A 14436-nucleotide genomic window follows, 5' to 3' on the forward strand; every position below is an offset into this window, starting at 1 on the left:
GAACCTTTCTGGAGGTCCGCATGACGGGACCCGACACAACCGGCGCCCAAGCGGATGCGGGTGCCCCTCACAAAACGTCCCACGCCCAAGCGAACTCCCGCGGCGATGCGGAGACCGTTCTGAAGCTGGACGGCATCACAAAACGTTTCGGCGCCCTAACGGCCAATGGCGATGTGACCCTAACCCTGAAGCGCGGAGAGATCCTGGCACTCCTGGGGGAAAACGGCGCCGGCAAAACCACCTTGATGAACATACTCTTCGGCCATTACGTGGCCGATGAAGGCCGGGTTCTGGTCGCCCCCGGTGCCGGTGGCCTGAGCGAACTTGAGCCGGGCTCGCCCCATGCTGCGCTGGCAGCCGGGATCGGCATGGTGCACCAGCATTTCACGCTTGCCGAAAACCTCAGCGCCCTCGACAATATTCTTCTGGGCACGGAGCGCCTGTCCGCCCTCACCTCCGCCCGATCCCCTGCCCGCCGCAAGCTGGAAAACCTGATGACCCGCTCGGGCCTCGCCGTGCCGCTGGACGCCCGGATCTCCGAGCTTTCCGTTGGCGAGAAACAGAGGGTGGAAATCCTCAAAGCCCTTTACCGGGAGGCCAAGGTGCTGGTTCTGGACGAACCCACAGCTGTCTTGACGCCTCAAGAATCGGACACCCTGTTCCAGACCCTGACCAAGCTGGCCGCAGATGGCCTTGGTATCATTTTCATCTCACACAAGCTCGCCGAGGTGATGGCCTCCTCCCACCGCGTCGCGGTTCTGCGCGGCGGCCGGAAAGTGGCCGACCTACCCACCGCCGAGTGCGACCTCAGAAAACTGGCCGAACTCATGGTGGGCCACGCAATCGTGGAAACTGTGCGCGAGCCCGGCGCCCCCGGGGCGCCGCTGCTTGTGCTCGACAAGGTGTGTGCCGGGAGCGGCCGCGATGCGCTGCAAGCGATAGATCTGAACCTTCATGCTGGCGAAATTCTCGGTATTGCCGGGGTCTCCGGCAACGGCCAGACCACTTTGGCACGGGTGCTGTCAGGACTGGAACCGGTCACCTCCGGCACGATGACACTGGACGGCACCTCAAGGACCGGAGCCAATGCCCGTACGATGATCGACTGTGGCCTCGCCCGCATTCCCGAAGACCGCCACCATGACGGCATTGTCGGCGCCATGAGCGTGTCGGAGAACCTGGCGATTGAAGCCTTGCGCAAGCCGGAGACCCAGCGCTTTGGCCTGTTGCGCTTTGCCACCATGCGCGCCCGCGCCCGGCGCCTGATCGAGGCCTATGACATCCGCTGTCAGGGGGAAGACAGCCCCGCCCGGCTACTGTCCGGCGGCAATATCCAGAAAATCGTGCTGGCGCGGACCCTGGACCGGGACCCCCTGGTGGTTTTGGCCGCCCAGCCTTCCCGGGGCCTCGATGTCGGCGCGACCTCCGATGTCCACAAACGCCTTCTGGCCGCCCGCAAACGCGGCGCCGGGATCCTGCTGATTTCTGAAGATCTCGACGAACTCATGCGCCTGTCAGACCGTATCGCCGTCATTCACCGGGGCCGCCTCTCCCCGGCAGACACCACCGAAACCCTGGACCGCGGCACGCTCGGGCTGCGCATGGCCGGGCAGAATGGAAGGGACGCCGCATGATCCGGTTCGAACCCAGAGGCCCGGTTCCCGTCTCCCGCATGCTGCTGGTCTCGCTTGCCGCTGCTCTGGCCGCGCTGGTGCTGGCCGCCATTCCAATGGCCTTTGCGGGCCTCTCAGTGGTTAGTGCCTATGGCCTGATGGTCACTGGCGCCTTCGGCTCGCTCTTTGCTTTCACCGAGATGCTGACCCGGGCCACCCCGCTGATCCTGACCGGCCTTGCCGCAGCCGTCGCCTTCCGGGCCAGATTGTGGAATATCGGTGCTGAGGGCCAGCTCTATGCCGGGGCCCTGGCCGCTGTCGCAGTTGGCACTGGTCTGGTATCCGGCCCGTCCTATGTGCTGATCCCGCTCGTTGTTCTGGCCGGGGCTCTGGCGGGCGGGCTGGTGATGCTCGGCCCGACACTTTTGAAAACCCGGCTCGGCGTTGATGAGGTCGTCACGACGCTGCTGCTGAACTTTGTGATCCTTCTATTTGTGCAGATGATGCTGGAAGGTCCCATGAAAGACCCGATGGGCATGGGCTGGCCGCAATCGGAACCGATCCTGGATCAGGCGGCGCTGCCCAAACTCATGGACCGCATGCGCATTCATGCCGGACTGCTGATTGCGCTGGCCGCATCGCTCGGTGTCTATTTTCTACTCAAACGCACGGTTTGGGGCTTTGAAATCCGGGCCGTCGGCGAGAATGCACCTGCCGCACGCCATGCGGGCCTACCCGTCACGGCCACCTTCATCCGTGTGGGGCTCCTGTCCGGGGCGCTTGCCGGACTGGCCGGTGTCGGCGAGGTCGCAGGGCTCAAAGGGTATCTTACGGCAGATCTGTCCCCCGGCTTCGGCTATTCAGGCATTGTGGTCGCCATGCTGGCGGGTCTGTCCCCCATCGGAGTGGTGTTCGCCGCCCTCTTCATTGCCAGCATTTTTGTCGGCGCCGATTCCATGTCCCGCGCCACGGGCGTCTCCAACTATCTAGCAGACCTGATCGTCGCCATGGCGCTCCTGTGTGTGCTCGTCTCCGGCCTGTTCTTGAGGTTCAAGATCCGCATTGTCGGAGCGCCCGGAGCAAAAGGAGCTGCCCAATGACCGAGATCCTCGACATTCTCCTGTCCGCGAATTTCTGGGCGGCAGCCCTGCGCATTGCCACACCGCTGATCTTCGGCGTTATCGGCGCCCTGATCTGCGAACGTGCCGGGGTGCTTAATCTTGGCATTGAGGGCATTTTCACCGCCGGCGCCATGGCGGGCTGGATGGCAGTCTGGCTCGGCGCCGGGCTGTGGGGCGGCGTTCTGGTGGCCGCCTGCGCCGGTGGGCTGTTCGGTCTGATCCATGCGATCCTGACCGTACCGCTTGGCCTGTCCCAGCATGTGTCCGGCATCGGCGTAACGCTGCTTGCCACATCGGCGAGCTATTTCATCTACCGCACGGCCCTGCCGGATGTGTCCTCCCCGCCCCGGATCGAGGCTTTCCAGCCGCTGGACATTCCCGTTCTAAGCGATCTGCCCTTTCTCGGCCCGGCCCTGTTCCAGCAAACGCCCCTCACCTTTCTGGCCCTCGCCCTGGTGCTGGCCGCCGCCTATGTGCTCTACCGCACGCCCCTTGGCCTCGCCATTCAGGCGGTTGGCGACAATCCGGCTGCCGTGGCCTCCCAGGGCCTGTCCGTCTATGCCCTCCGCATGGGCGCGGTGGTGGCGGGATCCGCGATCATGGCTCTGGGTGGCGCATTCCTGACCATGTCCGCCTTTGACGCGTTCTTTTTCGGCATGGTCAATGGCCGGGGCTGGATCTGCATCGCCCTGACGGTGTTTGCCTCCTGGCGGCCGGGCAAGGCTCTGATTGGCGCGATCCTTTTCGGGGCCTTCGACGCCTTTCAGGTCCGTCTCCAGACCGAGATCGGCAGCGTTATCCCCGGGCAGGTGTTCCTGATGATGCCCTATCTTCTGTCCATCGCGGCCCTTATTGTCGTTGCCCGCCGGGCGGACTATCCGCGCGCGCTGCTGGTGCCCTATTTCAAGGGACAGCGCTAGAGGAATTCCACCCAAGGAGAACACCGGCCTTGCGCTGGAACTTGCATGAAAACAACCCGTTGCAACATGTCTCTGTCCAGGCTCGCACCGGACTTATCCAACCCTCCGGCTTTGGAGCTGTTTAGAAAGAGGGCTTTATGAGCTTTGATCTGATTGTCAAAAACGCAACTCTGCCCGATGGCCGGACCGGCATCGACATTGCCTGCCGGAACGGTCGGATCGAGGCCGCCGAGGCCGGAATTACGGCCGAAGCCGGGACACGGATCGACGCTGGCGGCCAACTGGTGTCACCGCCCTTTGTCGATAGCCATTTCCACATGGATGCAACGCTTTCCCTTGGCCTGCCGCGCATGAACACAAGCGGCACCCTGCTGGAGGGCATAGCCCTTTGGGGCGAGCTGAAGGACATCCTGACGGTCGAGGCGGTCGTGGAGCGGGCGCTGAGATATTGCGACCTGGCTGTTTCCCAGGGGCTTCTCGCCATCCGCAGCCATGTGGATGTCTGTGACGACCGGTTGACCGGCGTCAAGGGCCTTCTGGAAGTGCGTGACCAGGTCAAGGACTATATCGACCTGCAACTGGTCGCCTTCCCCCAGGATGGGCTCTACCGTTCGCCGAACGCGGAAAAGAACCTTCTGACCGCCCTCGATATGGGTGTCGATATTGTCGGCGGCATTCCCCATTTCGAGCGCACCATGGAAGACGGGGCCCGGTCGGTCGCCAGGCTGTGCGAAATTGCCGCCGAACGCGGCCTCAGGGTCGACATGCATTGCGACGAGACGGACGATCCTATGTCGCGCCACATCGAGACCCTTGCCTATCACACCCGGCGTCTCGGCCTGGAGGACCGCGTGGCCGGCTCGCACCTGACCTCCATGCATTCCATGGACAATTACTATGTGTCCAAACTGCTGCCGCTGATTGCCGAAGCCGGCATTCATGCCATTGCCAACCCCTTGATCAACATCACGCTGCAAGGGCGCCACGACACCTATCCCAAGCGCCGGGGCCAGACCCGGGTACCGGAACTGCGCGCCTATGGCATCAATGTCGCTTTTGGCCACGATTGCATGATGGACCCCTGGTATTCTATGGGCTCCGGCGACATGCTGGACGTCGCCTCCATGGGCCTTCACGTGGCGCAAATGACTAGCCGCGCCGAGATCCGCTACTGCTATGACTGCGTGACGGCCAACCCGGCAAAGGCCATGGGGCTGGAGGGCTATGGCCTCGCAAAAGGCTGCAAGGCCGACTTCGTTTTGCTGCAGGCCCGCAATACGATCGAAGCCATCCGCCTGAAAGCCACGCGGCTGAGCGTCGTCAAGGCGGGCAAGGTGATCGCAAAGGCGCCTCCCAGGCAGACCCGGCTGGCCCTGGAGGGAAGGCCTGCGAGCGTCGATCCCAGCAGCTACGCCCCCAACGAAGGCTGACACCTGCCATCAACCGGGCGCAAAAAAGGGCAGCGGCTGAACCGCTGCCCTTATATTCCGGTATCTTCTGATCCCTTGCCGTCAGGCGCTGGCCACAGCGTTCAGGAACCGGTCGACACGTTCCCGCAATTCCGTGGTCCGCTCATTCACATCCGTCGAAGCATCAAGGACCTGAGTGGCCGAGGAGCTGGTGACCCGCGCTTTTTCAGAGATTGAAACAATCGTCTGTGCCACGCTTTGCGTGCCCCTGGCCGCTTCCTGAACATTGCCGGAAATCTCGTTTGTTGCCGCGCCCTGCTGTTCGACCGCCGCGGCGATGGTTCCGGTATATTGATCCACTTGGCTCATGGTTTCGGTGATACCGGCAATCGCGTTCACCGCCTCTTTGGTGGCTGACTGAACCTCAGAGATCTGACTTTCGATCTCTTCGGTCGCCTTGGCGGTCTGTGTCGCCAGCTCCTTGACTTCCGAAGCCACAACCGCGAACCCGCGTCCGGCTTCTCCGGCCCTGGCCGCCTCAATGGTTGCGTTCAAGGCCAGCAGGTTGGTCTGCTCGGCAATGGCGGAAATCATGCTGACCACATCACCGATCTGCTGGGCCGCTTCCGCCAGCCCTTCGATCTTGGCATTGGTCTGCTGCGCCGCTTCGCTGCCGCTGCGCACGATCTCCGTGGTCGCATCCACCTGCCGCCGGATCTCATGGATCGAGGCAGACAGTTCTTCAGACGCCGACGCCACAGTCTGAACATTGGTGGAGGCGGTGCCGGAGGCATCGGATGCACTGGTCGCTTCGCCCGCCGTCTCATCCGCAACGCTGTTGAGATCCTGCGCAGCTTCCCGCATCTGTTCGCTGTTCGAATAGACCGCATCCAGCATCTGGGTGACTTCCTGCCGGAAGTCGGCAATCAACGCAGTGACGGCTTCGGCTTGCTGCTCCTGCGTCAAAGCGGCTTCCCGCTGCTCCTGTTCCAGCCGCTCCCGCTCCACCGCATTGTCGCGGAACACACTGACAGAGGCTGCCATTTCGGTGATCTCATCCTTGCCGGACTGCTCTTCAAGCTCGACACTGGTATCACCACTGGCAAGCACATTCATGACCTGGCTCAAGGTCGAAATCCGCCCGGACAGGTTCCGCGCCATCAGCAGGCCGAACAGGCAGGCGACAATGGCGCACACAATCGCAATGAAAAAGATCCAGAACCGCAAGGAGGCGAGCGGCGCCAGCACCTCTGCGGCATCCTGAACCACCACCATGACATATTGGTTGCCAAGCGCGGCGAGCGGCACGATGGCCGCGAACACATCACGGCCCTTGAAATCCGCAAGGCGCGTGAAGGTTTTGCTGCCTCCGAGGGCCGCCGTGACTTCCGGCCCTGTATATTGATCGCTCAGGAGCTCAGAGGTGTCCGCCGTGCGCAAACTGTCATTTTGAACCAGTCCTTTCTGGTTGATCAGAAAGCTGTCTCCGGTCTCTCCAAGGCCTGCAAACTTGCCAAGCAATGTCGTGATCTGGTCCGTAGGGGCTTCATAAACCACCATGCCGATGGTCTTTTTCCCGACCAGGATCGGCGCTGCGAGAAAGCCTGTCGGCTGGCCGTTCTTGGCCGCATAGGGCACCGGATCATAAGACAGGACTGTTGCGTCCTGACCGGCCACAATCTTGTCATAGGCCAGTCCGAGCGGCGTTTGCTGCCAGGTAGCTTCTTTCAGATTGACCCCGAAGTCCCCCATCTTCCGGGCCGTATAGATGACGTCCCCGTCCAGATTCACCAGGAGCAGGTCGGGAAGGCCATTGGCATCTGCAAAGTCGCGCAGAGGTGTGTGATGTTTCGCATGGGCCTTGTCATAAGGCTTGCGGCCCGCTTTCACGAGCTGATCCCGCTCCGCTTCGGGATGCGGGTTGTCGGTGACATAGATCTTCGTCAGCGTTGCTGACGCCTTGTCCTTGTATTTCTTCCAGGCTGAGTCGAACGCGCTGTAGGCTGCCCGCAGCGTCTTGCCCTGGCCATGTCCTTCAAGCGTTTTCAGTTTACCTTGATAAAAATCGATCAGGCTGTCCCTGCGGCTTTCCGCAAGCGCCATCAGCCGTTGTTCCGCCTGCCCGCGAACAGTGTTCGCCCCGGACACATAACTGGCAACCCCCACGCCAGCTGAACACAAAAGCGCTATGCCAAGCACAAGCGCAGGAAGTTTCGCCGCAACTTTCACAGCCGTCTCCTGATGAGACCAACGGATGTTCAACCGGATCCGGTTGACCACCATCTCGTTGATCAAGTTCAAAATGGTAGACAATTTTCGGTGCGCATGACCGCACCACGCGTCAGAGCGGGAAGGCGCGCCTCCTTCCCGCCCGGGCGCTCTCAGAGGTTTTCGACGTTTACACCGAACGTGACCGCCCCGATAGCTTCCCCGCTGTCCGGGTCAACAACCGGAACACTGACCTGGCTTTGCAAGGTCTGGCTGCTCTCATCTTCTTCCAGGTCGCTCACATGAACCGAGCCTTTGCCGACAGAATAGGTTTTCTGCCACTTGGCTTCATCGCCCTGCCAGTAGTCGGAAGTTACGTCACTCTGGCCCACATTCAGCCCCTTGCCATCCATGACAAAGATTTCCGTGAACAGACCGTCGCTGCCTTCCTGAATGTCAGCAAGGTAAACCGAAAGTGGCTTTTCCAGAATGGCATCGATCATCGGCTGATCGACCGCTTCTGCTTCCGCGCGCCACGCCTTGTCCAGCTCGTCGATCTTCGCCTGATCATAAGAGCCGGTTTCACCATTTTGTGCTTTCACAGCAGCAACCACTTCTGCAGAAGAAGCGATTTCGGCAATGCGCTCTGATGCAAGTGTCTTCAGCTCGGCTTCAAACTCATTTGCTGATGCTGCACCGGCAAACAAGAGAACCGCTGCAGTAGTGTAAAAAAAGCGTTTCATTCCTTACTCCCAAGTTTCTCCTCGACAACAGTGGACAAATCCAATTAAAATTATATGTATAAGAAAATAATTAAGTGATATATCTATATTTTTTTGCATGCATAGATTGAAAATATTGTTATTTTTTACAACAGAAATCAAATTTATACTTCTATTAATCAGAAATTCCGCATTGCAATAGGACAGTCCCTAGCCAAAATTTGTTGCATGACGCCTCGATTTTGCGGTATTTCGAATTCAGCTGCGAAGGCAAATGCTTGGCGCTCTTAGGCCTGCACGGCACAGAAGAAGCACAAGGGCCTGTCCGGCACATTTTCCGCCGCCCGCTCCCGGATAGGCAAGGACACCTAAATTGACCGCAACCGCCCACATTCTTGATCTTTATCGAGGCACACCGGAACACCGCTGGGCGGACAAGGCTCCGTCAGCAATCCGCAAGAGCCGCGTTCCGGGGACGGTGGCTCTGTCCCGGGAAGGATTGGAAGGCGACCGTCAAGCTGATCTTGAAGTTCATGGCGGCCCGGACAAAGCTCTGCACTTATATGCTTCGGAGCATTATGAAGACTGGCGCAAGGCCTTTCCCGGTTTTGCGGACATCTTCCAGCCAGGCGGTTTCGGGGAGAACCTGTCGCTCAGCGGAGCAACGGAAGGCAGCTTTTGTATTGGCGACATCCTGGCAGCCGGCCCGGTCCGCCTGCAGATTTCCCAGGGGCGACAGCCTTGCTGGAAACTCAACCTGCACACCGGCAATCCGGCCATGGCGGCCGCGTTTCAAAAAACCGGCAAAACCGGCTGGTATGTCCGCATCCTTGAAACCGGTCGGCTCCAGGCCGGAGACACACTGGAACTTGTCGAGCGCCCCTGCCCCTGCTGGCCTCTTGACGAGGTAATCCTGGCGAGGTTCAATCCCAAACTGGATGTTGCAACCGCAAAGGCCCTTGCCGGTCTCGATGTACTGGCAGAACCCTGGCGTGCTTCCTTTGCCAAGAAGGCCAGGCTCTGACAGGCCACCGCCCGCTGACAGATATCCCCCCTCGCCCCACCCCGCACAGTCAAAAACGGGCGGACGCTTGCATCCCCGGGGCTTTTCAGGTATACGCGCGCTCGCGCCTGCACCCCTGGAGGAGGCGCTTCTGGACCGATCCCGGACACTTTGCATCGCTTTAAGACGCTGGTTCGCCGGTCCGTTACCATACACTCAAGGAGTTTTGCCATGGCTGCCAGCTATGAGCTGAAGGCGTCGGCACGGGACCGGGTGGGCAAGGGGGCCGCACGGGCACTGCGTCGCGAAGGCCTTCTTCCTGCCGTGATCTACGGCGACAAGAAACCCGCTTTGCCGATCACCATTCCGGTGAAGGAAACCACCATCACCCTGCATAAGGGCGGCTTCCTGACCCATATCGGCGTGATCGATGTCGACGGTGAAAAACACCAGGTCATCGCCAAGGACTTCCAGCTGCACCCGGTGCGCGATGATGTCCTGCATGTCGATTTCCTGCGCGTTGCCAAAGGCGCGACGCTCACCCTCGAAGTTCCGGTGCACTTCCTCAACGAAGAAACCTGCCCGGGCATCAAGAAGGGCGGCGTTCTGAACGTTGTGCGCCACACGGTTGAAATGACCGTTCCGGCCGACAACATCCCGGAAGCTCTCGAGCTTGACCTTGCGAAGGCACAGCCGGGCGACAGCCTGCACATTTCCGCTGTGAAACTGCCGGAAGGCTGCCAGCCGACGATCACGGACCGCGACTTCACCATCGCGACCATCGCGGCCCCGGCCGGCATGAAGGACACCGACGACGAAGCGTCCGAAGACGGCGAAGAAGCAGCCAGCGAATAAGCTCTGCTGTTTCCGACACTCTGATTGGAGGCGGCCGACGCCTCCAGTCCCGAGCAGCCGGTTCCGGCTGCTTTTTCATATCCGGTGGTGAGAAGAAGGGTGTGCCATGAAACTGATCGTCGGCCTTGGAAACCCGGGCGCGAAATACGAAGGCAACCGGCATAATATCGGCTTCATGGCCGTCGATGAGATCCACCGGCGCCATTCCTCCTTCCAGCCCTGGCGGGCCCGGTTTCAGGGTCAGGTTTCCGAAGGCCGGCTGGGCAGCGGGAAAGTGCTGCTGCTCAAACCCTCCACCTATATGAACGAGTCCGGCCGCGCGGTCGGCGAAGCGCAGCGGTTCTACAAGCTGGAGCCGGAAGACATTATCGTTCTCTATGACGAACTGGACCTGCCGCCTGCCAAATTCCGCATGAAAAAGGGCGGCGGCCATGGCGGCCACAATGGCCTGCGCTCCATGACCGACCATATCGGCGCAGACTACCGCCGCCTGCGTCTTGGCATCGGCCATCCTGGGGACAAGAAGGTCGTCGCAAATTATGTGCTCGGCGACTTTGCCAAGGCAGACCGGGACTGGCTGGACCCGCTGCTCACCCAGATTGCGGACCATGCGGAGCTTCTGGCCGATGGCAAGGACAGCCAGTTCGCCAACAAACTGACTCTGGCCCTGGATCCGGGCAAAGCGCAGCGCAAGGACAAGCCCCCTGCCCACAAGGACAGGCAAGCTGTGGCGAAAGCAGACAAACCGGCCTCCAAGCCCAAGGGTCAAAGCCATATCCGCCAGGCCCGGCAATCGAAAACAGCCAAACTGCCCAAATCCGGCCCCATGGCCGATATGCTCAAAAAGCTTCTGGGCGGTGACTAAAGCCTGACGTGTTCATGTGATTTCAAACCAGTGTGTGTTGAGCATTGAAGTCTTTGATTTCAGGCCGAGAAAGGCACATCCTGAACGACACAATCTGCTCAGAGGCGCAAGCGCCAGCGGAGCTCCGCCTCAACCAAAACACAATCTAGGCACGAATAATTAGCCTGGCTCGCGTCATAAAATCGTCATCCCGTGGCGTCACGGTTGGACCGTCTCCCTCTTTCTCTGGAGAGAAAACTGATGCGCTTTTTTCTTTTTTCCTTCTTTGTTTCAATGTCTTTCACCTATCCAGCCGCTGCATTTGTCAAGCTGGAGGGCTATTTCATCGCCGAAGACACCTGCGAGGCCTATCAAAGCAAGAACCGGCAGACCAACCCCGGCAGCATCACCACCGTGCCACACAGGGCCTATCCGATGCTCGGCATCAATAAGGAGGGCGGGGATTATTTCCAGGTGCTGATCGAAGACGCTCCGGTCACCACATCCCGCTGGGTCTCCACCGCCTGTGGCCTGCACGCAGTCGCAGCCGGCACTGGAGAGGGACGACAGCCTCCTCCGACGGACGACCTTGTCGAGCAGGACGGGCCGGAATCGGTCGACAATCTTCTCACCTTGAGCTGGCAGCCCGCCTTTTGTGAAATACGCTCTGGCAAGACCGAATGCCGGAACCTGAACAACGGCCTTCTGCCCCACACAACCGGCCAGCTGTCCATCCACGGCCTGTGGCCCCAGCCCAGGAACAAAGCCTATTGCGGTGTGCCGGACAGCGTGAAACAGCTGGACACGCCGGACAGCTGGCAGCAATTGCCTGCGCCGGAGATCGACACGGAGACCGCCGACGCACTCAGCGCCGCCATGCCCGGGACCGCCAGCTTTCTGCATCACCATGAGTGGATCAAACACGGCACCTGCTATCTCGGTGAGGGCGGCGCCGACGAATATTATGATGACACGCTCTATCTCACCCGGCTGGTGAACGAGTCGGATGTGGGCGATCTCTTCTTCAACAATGTGGGGGAGGAAATCACCGGCGAGGAGATCCGGGCCGCTTTTGATGCGTCTTTTGGCGCAGGAACCGGCGAACGGGTTGAAATCAAGTGCAGCCGCGATGGCAACCGCACGCTTGTCAACGAGATCTGGATCAGCCTGAAAGGCAAGATCACGCCCCAGTCCGAACTAGGTGATTTGCTGATGGCCGCGACCCCGAAAAAGATGGGCTGCAAGCGCGGCATTGTTGATCCTGCCGGGCTGCAATAGCCAGCCCGGCCTCCAAGGCCCCGGCCCGGTCAGGCGGCGGCAGGCGTGACGCCGTCAAGACAGCGGCTGAACGTTGATGATCTCTACACGCCGGTTGCGGCCACTGGCCGGATTGTAAGGGTCCACCGGTCGGCTTTCGCCATAGCCGACCGGGAACAGCTGCTGCGGCGCAATCCCGTAAAAGGCGGCCAGGAAATCGGCCACGGTCCGTGCCCGCCGCAAGGACAGGTCGAGATTATACTGGGCCGAGCCCCTCAGATCCGTGTGACCTGCAACCTGGAACCGCATGTTCCTGAGCCGCGGATCCTGTAGCGCGACGCCGAGCGCCTGAAGGGTCAGGATACCGTCATTGGTCAGGGATGCGGAATCAAATTCAAAATTGACCGTCAGATTGATCCGGGGCAACTCCACTTCCGGCGGCAATTCGCCCTCGACGCTGATCCCCCGGTAAGGATGAGGCTCTGGCTCTTTGCGGCGGAAGGACCGGACAGCCGGTTCTGCGGATTTGGGCAGCAGGGCTTCGACAATCTGCTCGCTGGTGACAGTCTGCGCCGCCAGCTCTGAAGAGGTGGAAACAACTGCCAGTCCTCCCGCCACCAGAAGGGTGCAAAGCCAGCCCCTCAGGCTTGACGGCAAGGCCGCTGTCCTGATCTTCCCCGTCAAGAGTTTGCCCATAAGTCTCCCCTTTGCCCGGATCATTCTTCAATCGTCACATGCAAGACCGCCGCCGACATGTCCCTGGGCAGGCTCTGCCTGTCCGGCTGCTCGGCCATTCCGGCCCTCAAAGCCGTCAGGAAAACGCGGTCATCGGCGCCACCGTCTGCGCCTTGCGCACCGGCGGGCAGTTGAAACTGGCCGCCATTTAGGTCTTCAAGGTCTTCCAGCTGGCGGAGCGGACTGCGCGCCGCAATCACCACAATTGCTTCGGTTCCGGCCGGCGGACTGACGGTAAACTTGCGCCGGCCCTGGCGCCCGTCCCCGTAAAGAAACGCTTCACCGGCCCTGGCCTGCTCCCGGAGCGGCCCCCGCCTTGGCAACAGATTAACCACCGTGCCATCGGCCTGCAGATAGACGATATAGAGGAAGGACGCATAGCCGGGCGCCGTCACCCGGAAGGCCAGCGAATCCCCATAGCGCAGGCGTGTATTGCCACCCAGCATGCGGATCTCCGGCCGGGACGGCGCCGCCAGCAGCGGGTCGAGGGTTTTCAGAACCTCACAGACCGGCCAGGGGCGTATGTCGATTTCACTGGTGATGCGCGCATCAAGCTTTTCTGTCAGAGCCGCCAGTGCCGCCGGACTGCTGACAAATCCGGCCAGCAGCGGCACCCCTCCGGCCGCAGTACCCTTCACATAGACCTTGCTGCAGGTGTCTCCGGGCACGGCCACATCGCTCTCCCGGCCGGTCCGCCCCATGCCCGGCACGGGCCTTGGCGGCTGGAACCGGGTGCGCATCACATAGGCATTGCGCATGTCCTGCCTTGCCGCCTGATAGCTGATCCAGCCGCGGCCGTCCCCGGCCCAGAACGGGCCCCAGGAATTCTGCACCAGAAAGGCCTGGCGGCGTTCGTCATAGCCGATAAAGACCATCTGGTGATTGCCGACACTCGGACCATGCGGCGCCAGTGAGCCCTGATAGATTTCACCCGACTGCAAATATTGCAGTCCGGACCCGCTCTGGCCGGACGCGGTTGACCCGGCCGCGTAGAGTTCGAACCCCGCCGTGACCGGATGGCCCGCCGCAAGTTGCTGCTTGATGGCATCCAGATGCCTGCTGGTTGCGCGGCGTTTGTAAAGCAGCACCTCATAAAGCGCATCGAAGCGGTTGATGCGGAAGCGTCCGGCCATGGGCTGCGCCTGTTCCGCCGCCCCGGTACACATGGCCTGTTCGGGTACGGTCTGCCGGTCCGGCACGCTGGCATTCACAAAATACTTTAAAGCGTGAAACGGATGACTACCGCTGTTTTCACAGCGGTCCGCCCTGTTGCGGATGCGCGAATGCAGAAAAGCCGGGCTCGGCGTGTGATTGACATGGCCAGGCGCGCTGCCGCTTTCCAGCGCCGCATAATAGCCTCTGAGCGCATAGCCAATGGCATAGGACACGCAGCTGCCATGGATCTGCTGCAAAGGCGGCGGCATCAAAGGCGACAGATCAATCGCATCGGGAATATAGGCCCGGGTGACCTGACGGGTGCTGAGCCCGCCCAGCAAAGCCGGATCGATGCTGTCGAGACCGTAGAGTCCGGTCAGCTCGCTTGGGTCGAAGTCCTGCGCGGCCCCTCTTTCTATCGTCGCAAACAGGATTATCAAAGGCAGCAGGAACAGCGCTTTTTTCATCTGCCCCGCGCTCCGGAAAGATTTCAAGGCAGATTGCAGACCCCGTTCACGCCCCATGCCATCCTCAAATTGTCTAAACACATCTTCTCAAGCAACCTGACCATAGTGCACGATTTTCCGCAGAAAT

General features: G+C 60.8%; 12 protein-coding genes. 8 read left to right on the top strand and 4 right to left on the bottom strand.

Features of this window, described 5'->3' with window-relative positions; translation table 11 throughout:
• The first annotated feature begins 20 nt into the window (after positions 1 to 20).
• The 4 genes from ACXAIC_RS06375 (at position 21) to ACXAIC_RS06390 (ending at position 5084) form a co-directional block, all read left to right on the top strand.
• Positions 21 to 1634, top strand: coding sequence for an ABC transporter ATP-binding protein (locus tag ACXAIC_RS06375; RefSeq protein ID WP_475174834.1), 1614 nt, complete (start codon positions 21 to 23; stop codon positions 1632 to 1634).
• Positions 1631 to 2713 (top strand): ABC transporter permease, encoded by a 1083-nt coding sequence (locus tag ACXAIC_RS06380; protein ID WP_475174837.1) that lies wholly within the window; start codon positions 1631 to 1633, stop codon positions 2711 to 2713. The genes ACXAIC_RS06375 and ACXAIC_RS06380 overlap by 4 nt, the downstream gene beginning before the upstream one ends.
• Positions 2710 to 3654 (top strand): ABC transporter permease, encoded by a 945-nt coding sequence (locus ACXAIC_RS06385; protein WP_475174840.1) that lies wholly within the window; start codon positions 2710 to 2712, stop codon positions 3652 to 3654. The genes ACXAIC_RS06380 and ACXAIC_RS06385 overlap by 4 nt, the downstream gene beginning before the upstream one ends.
• A gap of 137 nt (positions 3655 to 3791) precedes the next feature.
• A complete protein-coding gene (locus ACXAIC_RS06390; protein ID WP_475174843.1) occupies positions 3792 to 5084 on the top strand; it encodes an amidohydrolase family protein in 1293 nt (430 codons plus the stop codon).
• A gap of 81 nt (positions 5085 to 5165) precedes the next feature.
• Here the strand turns inward: ACXAIC_RS06390 and ACXAIC_RS06395 are convergent, their stop codons facing one another.
• Both ACXAIC_RS06395 and ACXAIC_RS06400 read right to left on the bottom strand, forming a co-directional pair.
• Positions 5166 to 7292 (bottom strand): methyl-accepting chemotaxis protein, encoded by a 2127-nt coding sequence (locus ACXAIC_RS06395; RefSeq protein ID WP_475174845.1) that lies wholly within the window; start codon positions 7290 to 7292, stop codon positions 5166 to 5168.
• A gap of 152 nt (positions 7293 to 7444) precedes the next feature.
• A complete protein-coding gene (locus ACXAIC_RS06400; RefSeq protein ID WP_475174848.1) occupies positions 7445 to 8014 on the bottom strand; it encodes a hypothetical protein in 570 nt (189 codons plus the stop codon).
• A 352-nt stretch (positions 8015 to 8366) separates the two neighbouring features.
• Here ACXAIC_RS06400 and ACXAIC_RS06405 point away from each other — a divergent pair, with 352 nt between their 5' ends.
• The 4 genes from ACXAIC_RS06405 (at position 8367) to ACXAIC_RS06420 (ending at position 11973) form a co-directional block, all read left to right on the top strand.
• Positions 8367 to 9017 carry an MOSC domain-containing protein gene (locus ACXAIC_RS06405; RefSeq protein WP_475174849.1) on the top strand — a complete coding sequence of 217 codons (651 nt, stop codon included), beginning with the start codon at positions 8367 to 8369 and terminating at the stop codon, positions 9015 to 9017.
• A 210-nt stretch (positions 9018 to 9227) separates the two neighbouring features.
• On the top strand, positions 9228 to 9851 hold the full coding sequence (locus ACXAIC_RS06410; RefSeq protein WP_475174852.1) for a 50S ribosomal protein L25/general stress protein Ctc: 624 nt from the start codon (positions 9228 to 9230) through the stop codon (positions 9849 to 9851).
• Between the two features lie 106 nt (positions 9852 to 9957).
• The gene (gene pth / locus ACXAIC_RS06415) at positions 9958 to 10716 is read left to right on the top strand and encodes an aminoacyl-tRNA hydrolase (RefSeq protein WP_475174853.1); all 759 of its coding nucleotides are present in this window, start codon (positions 9958 to 9960) and stop codon (positions 10714 to 10716) included.
• A gap of 240 nt (positions 10717 to 10956) precedes the next feature.
• A complete protein-coding gene (locus ACXAIC_RS06420; protein WP_475174855.1) occupies positions 10957 to 11973 on the top strand; it encodes a ribonuclease T2 family protein in 1017 nt (338 codons plus the stop codon).
• A gap of 54 nt (positions 11974 to 12027) precedes the next feature.
• On the opposite strand, the gene ACXAIC_RS06425 is transcribed toward ACXAIC_RS06420, so the two are convergent.
• On the bottom strand, positions 12028 to 12648 hold the full coding sequence (locus tag ACXAIC_RS06425) for an OmpA family protein (protein ID WP_475174858.1): 621 nt from the start codon (positions 12646 to 12648) through the stop codon (positions 12028 to 12030).
• Between the two features lie 20 nt (positions 12649 to 12668).
• A complete protein-coding gene (locus tag ACXAIC_RS06430; protein ID WP_475174859.1) occupies positions 12669 to 14309 on the bottom strand; it encodes a DUF4384 domain-containing protein in 1641 nt (546 codons plus the stop codon).
• Between the last annotated feature and the right edge of the window lie 127 nt (positions 14310 to 14436).

This window comes from Roseibium sp. AWQ4_254 (assembly GCF_056161025.1).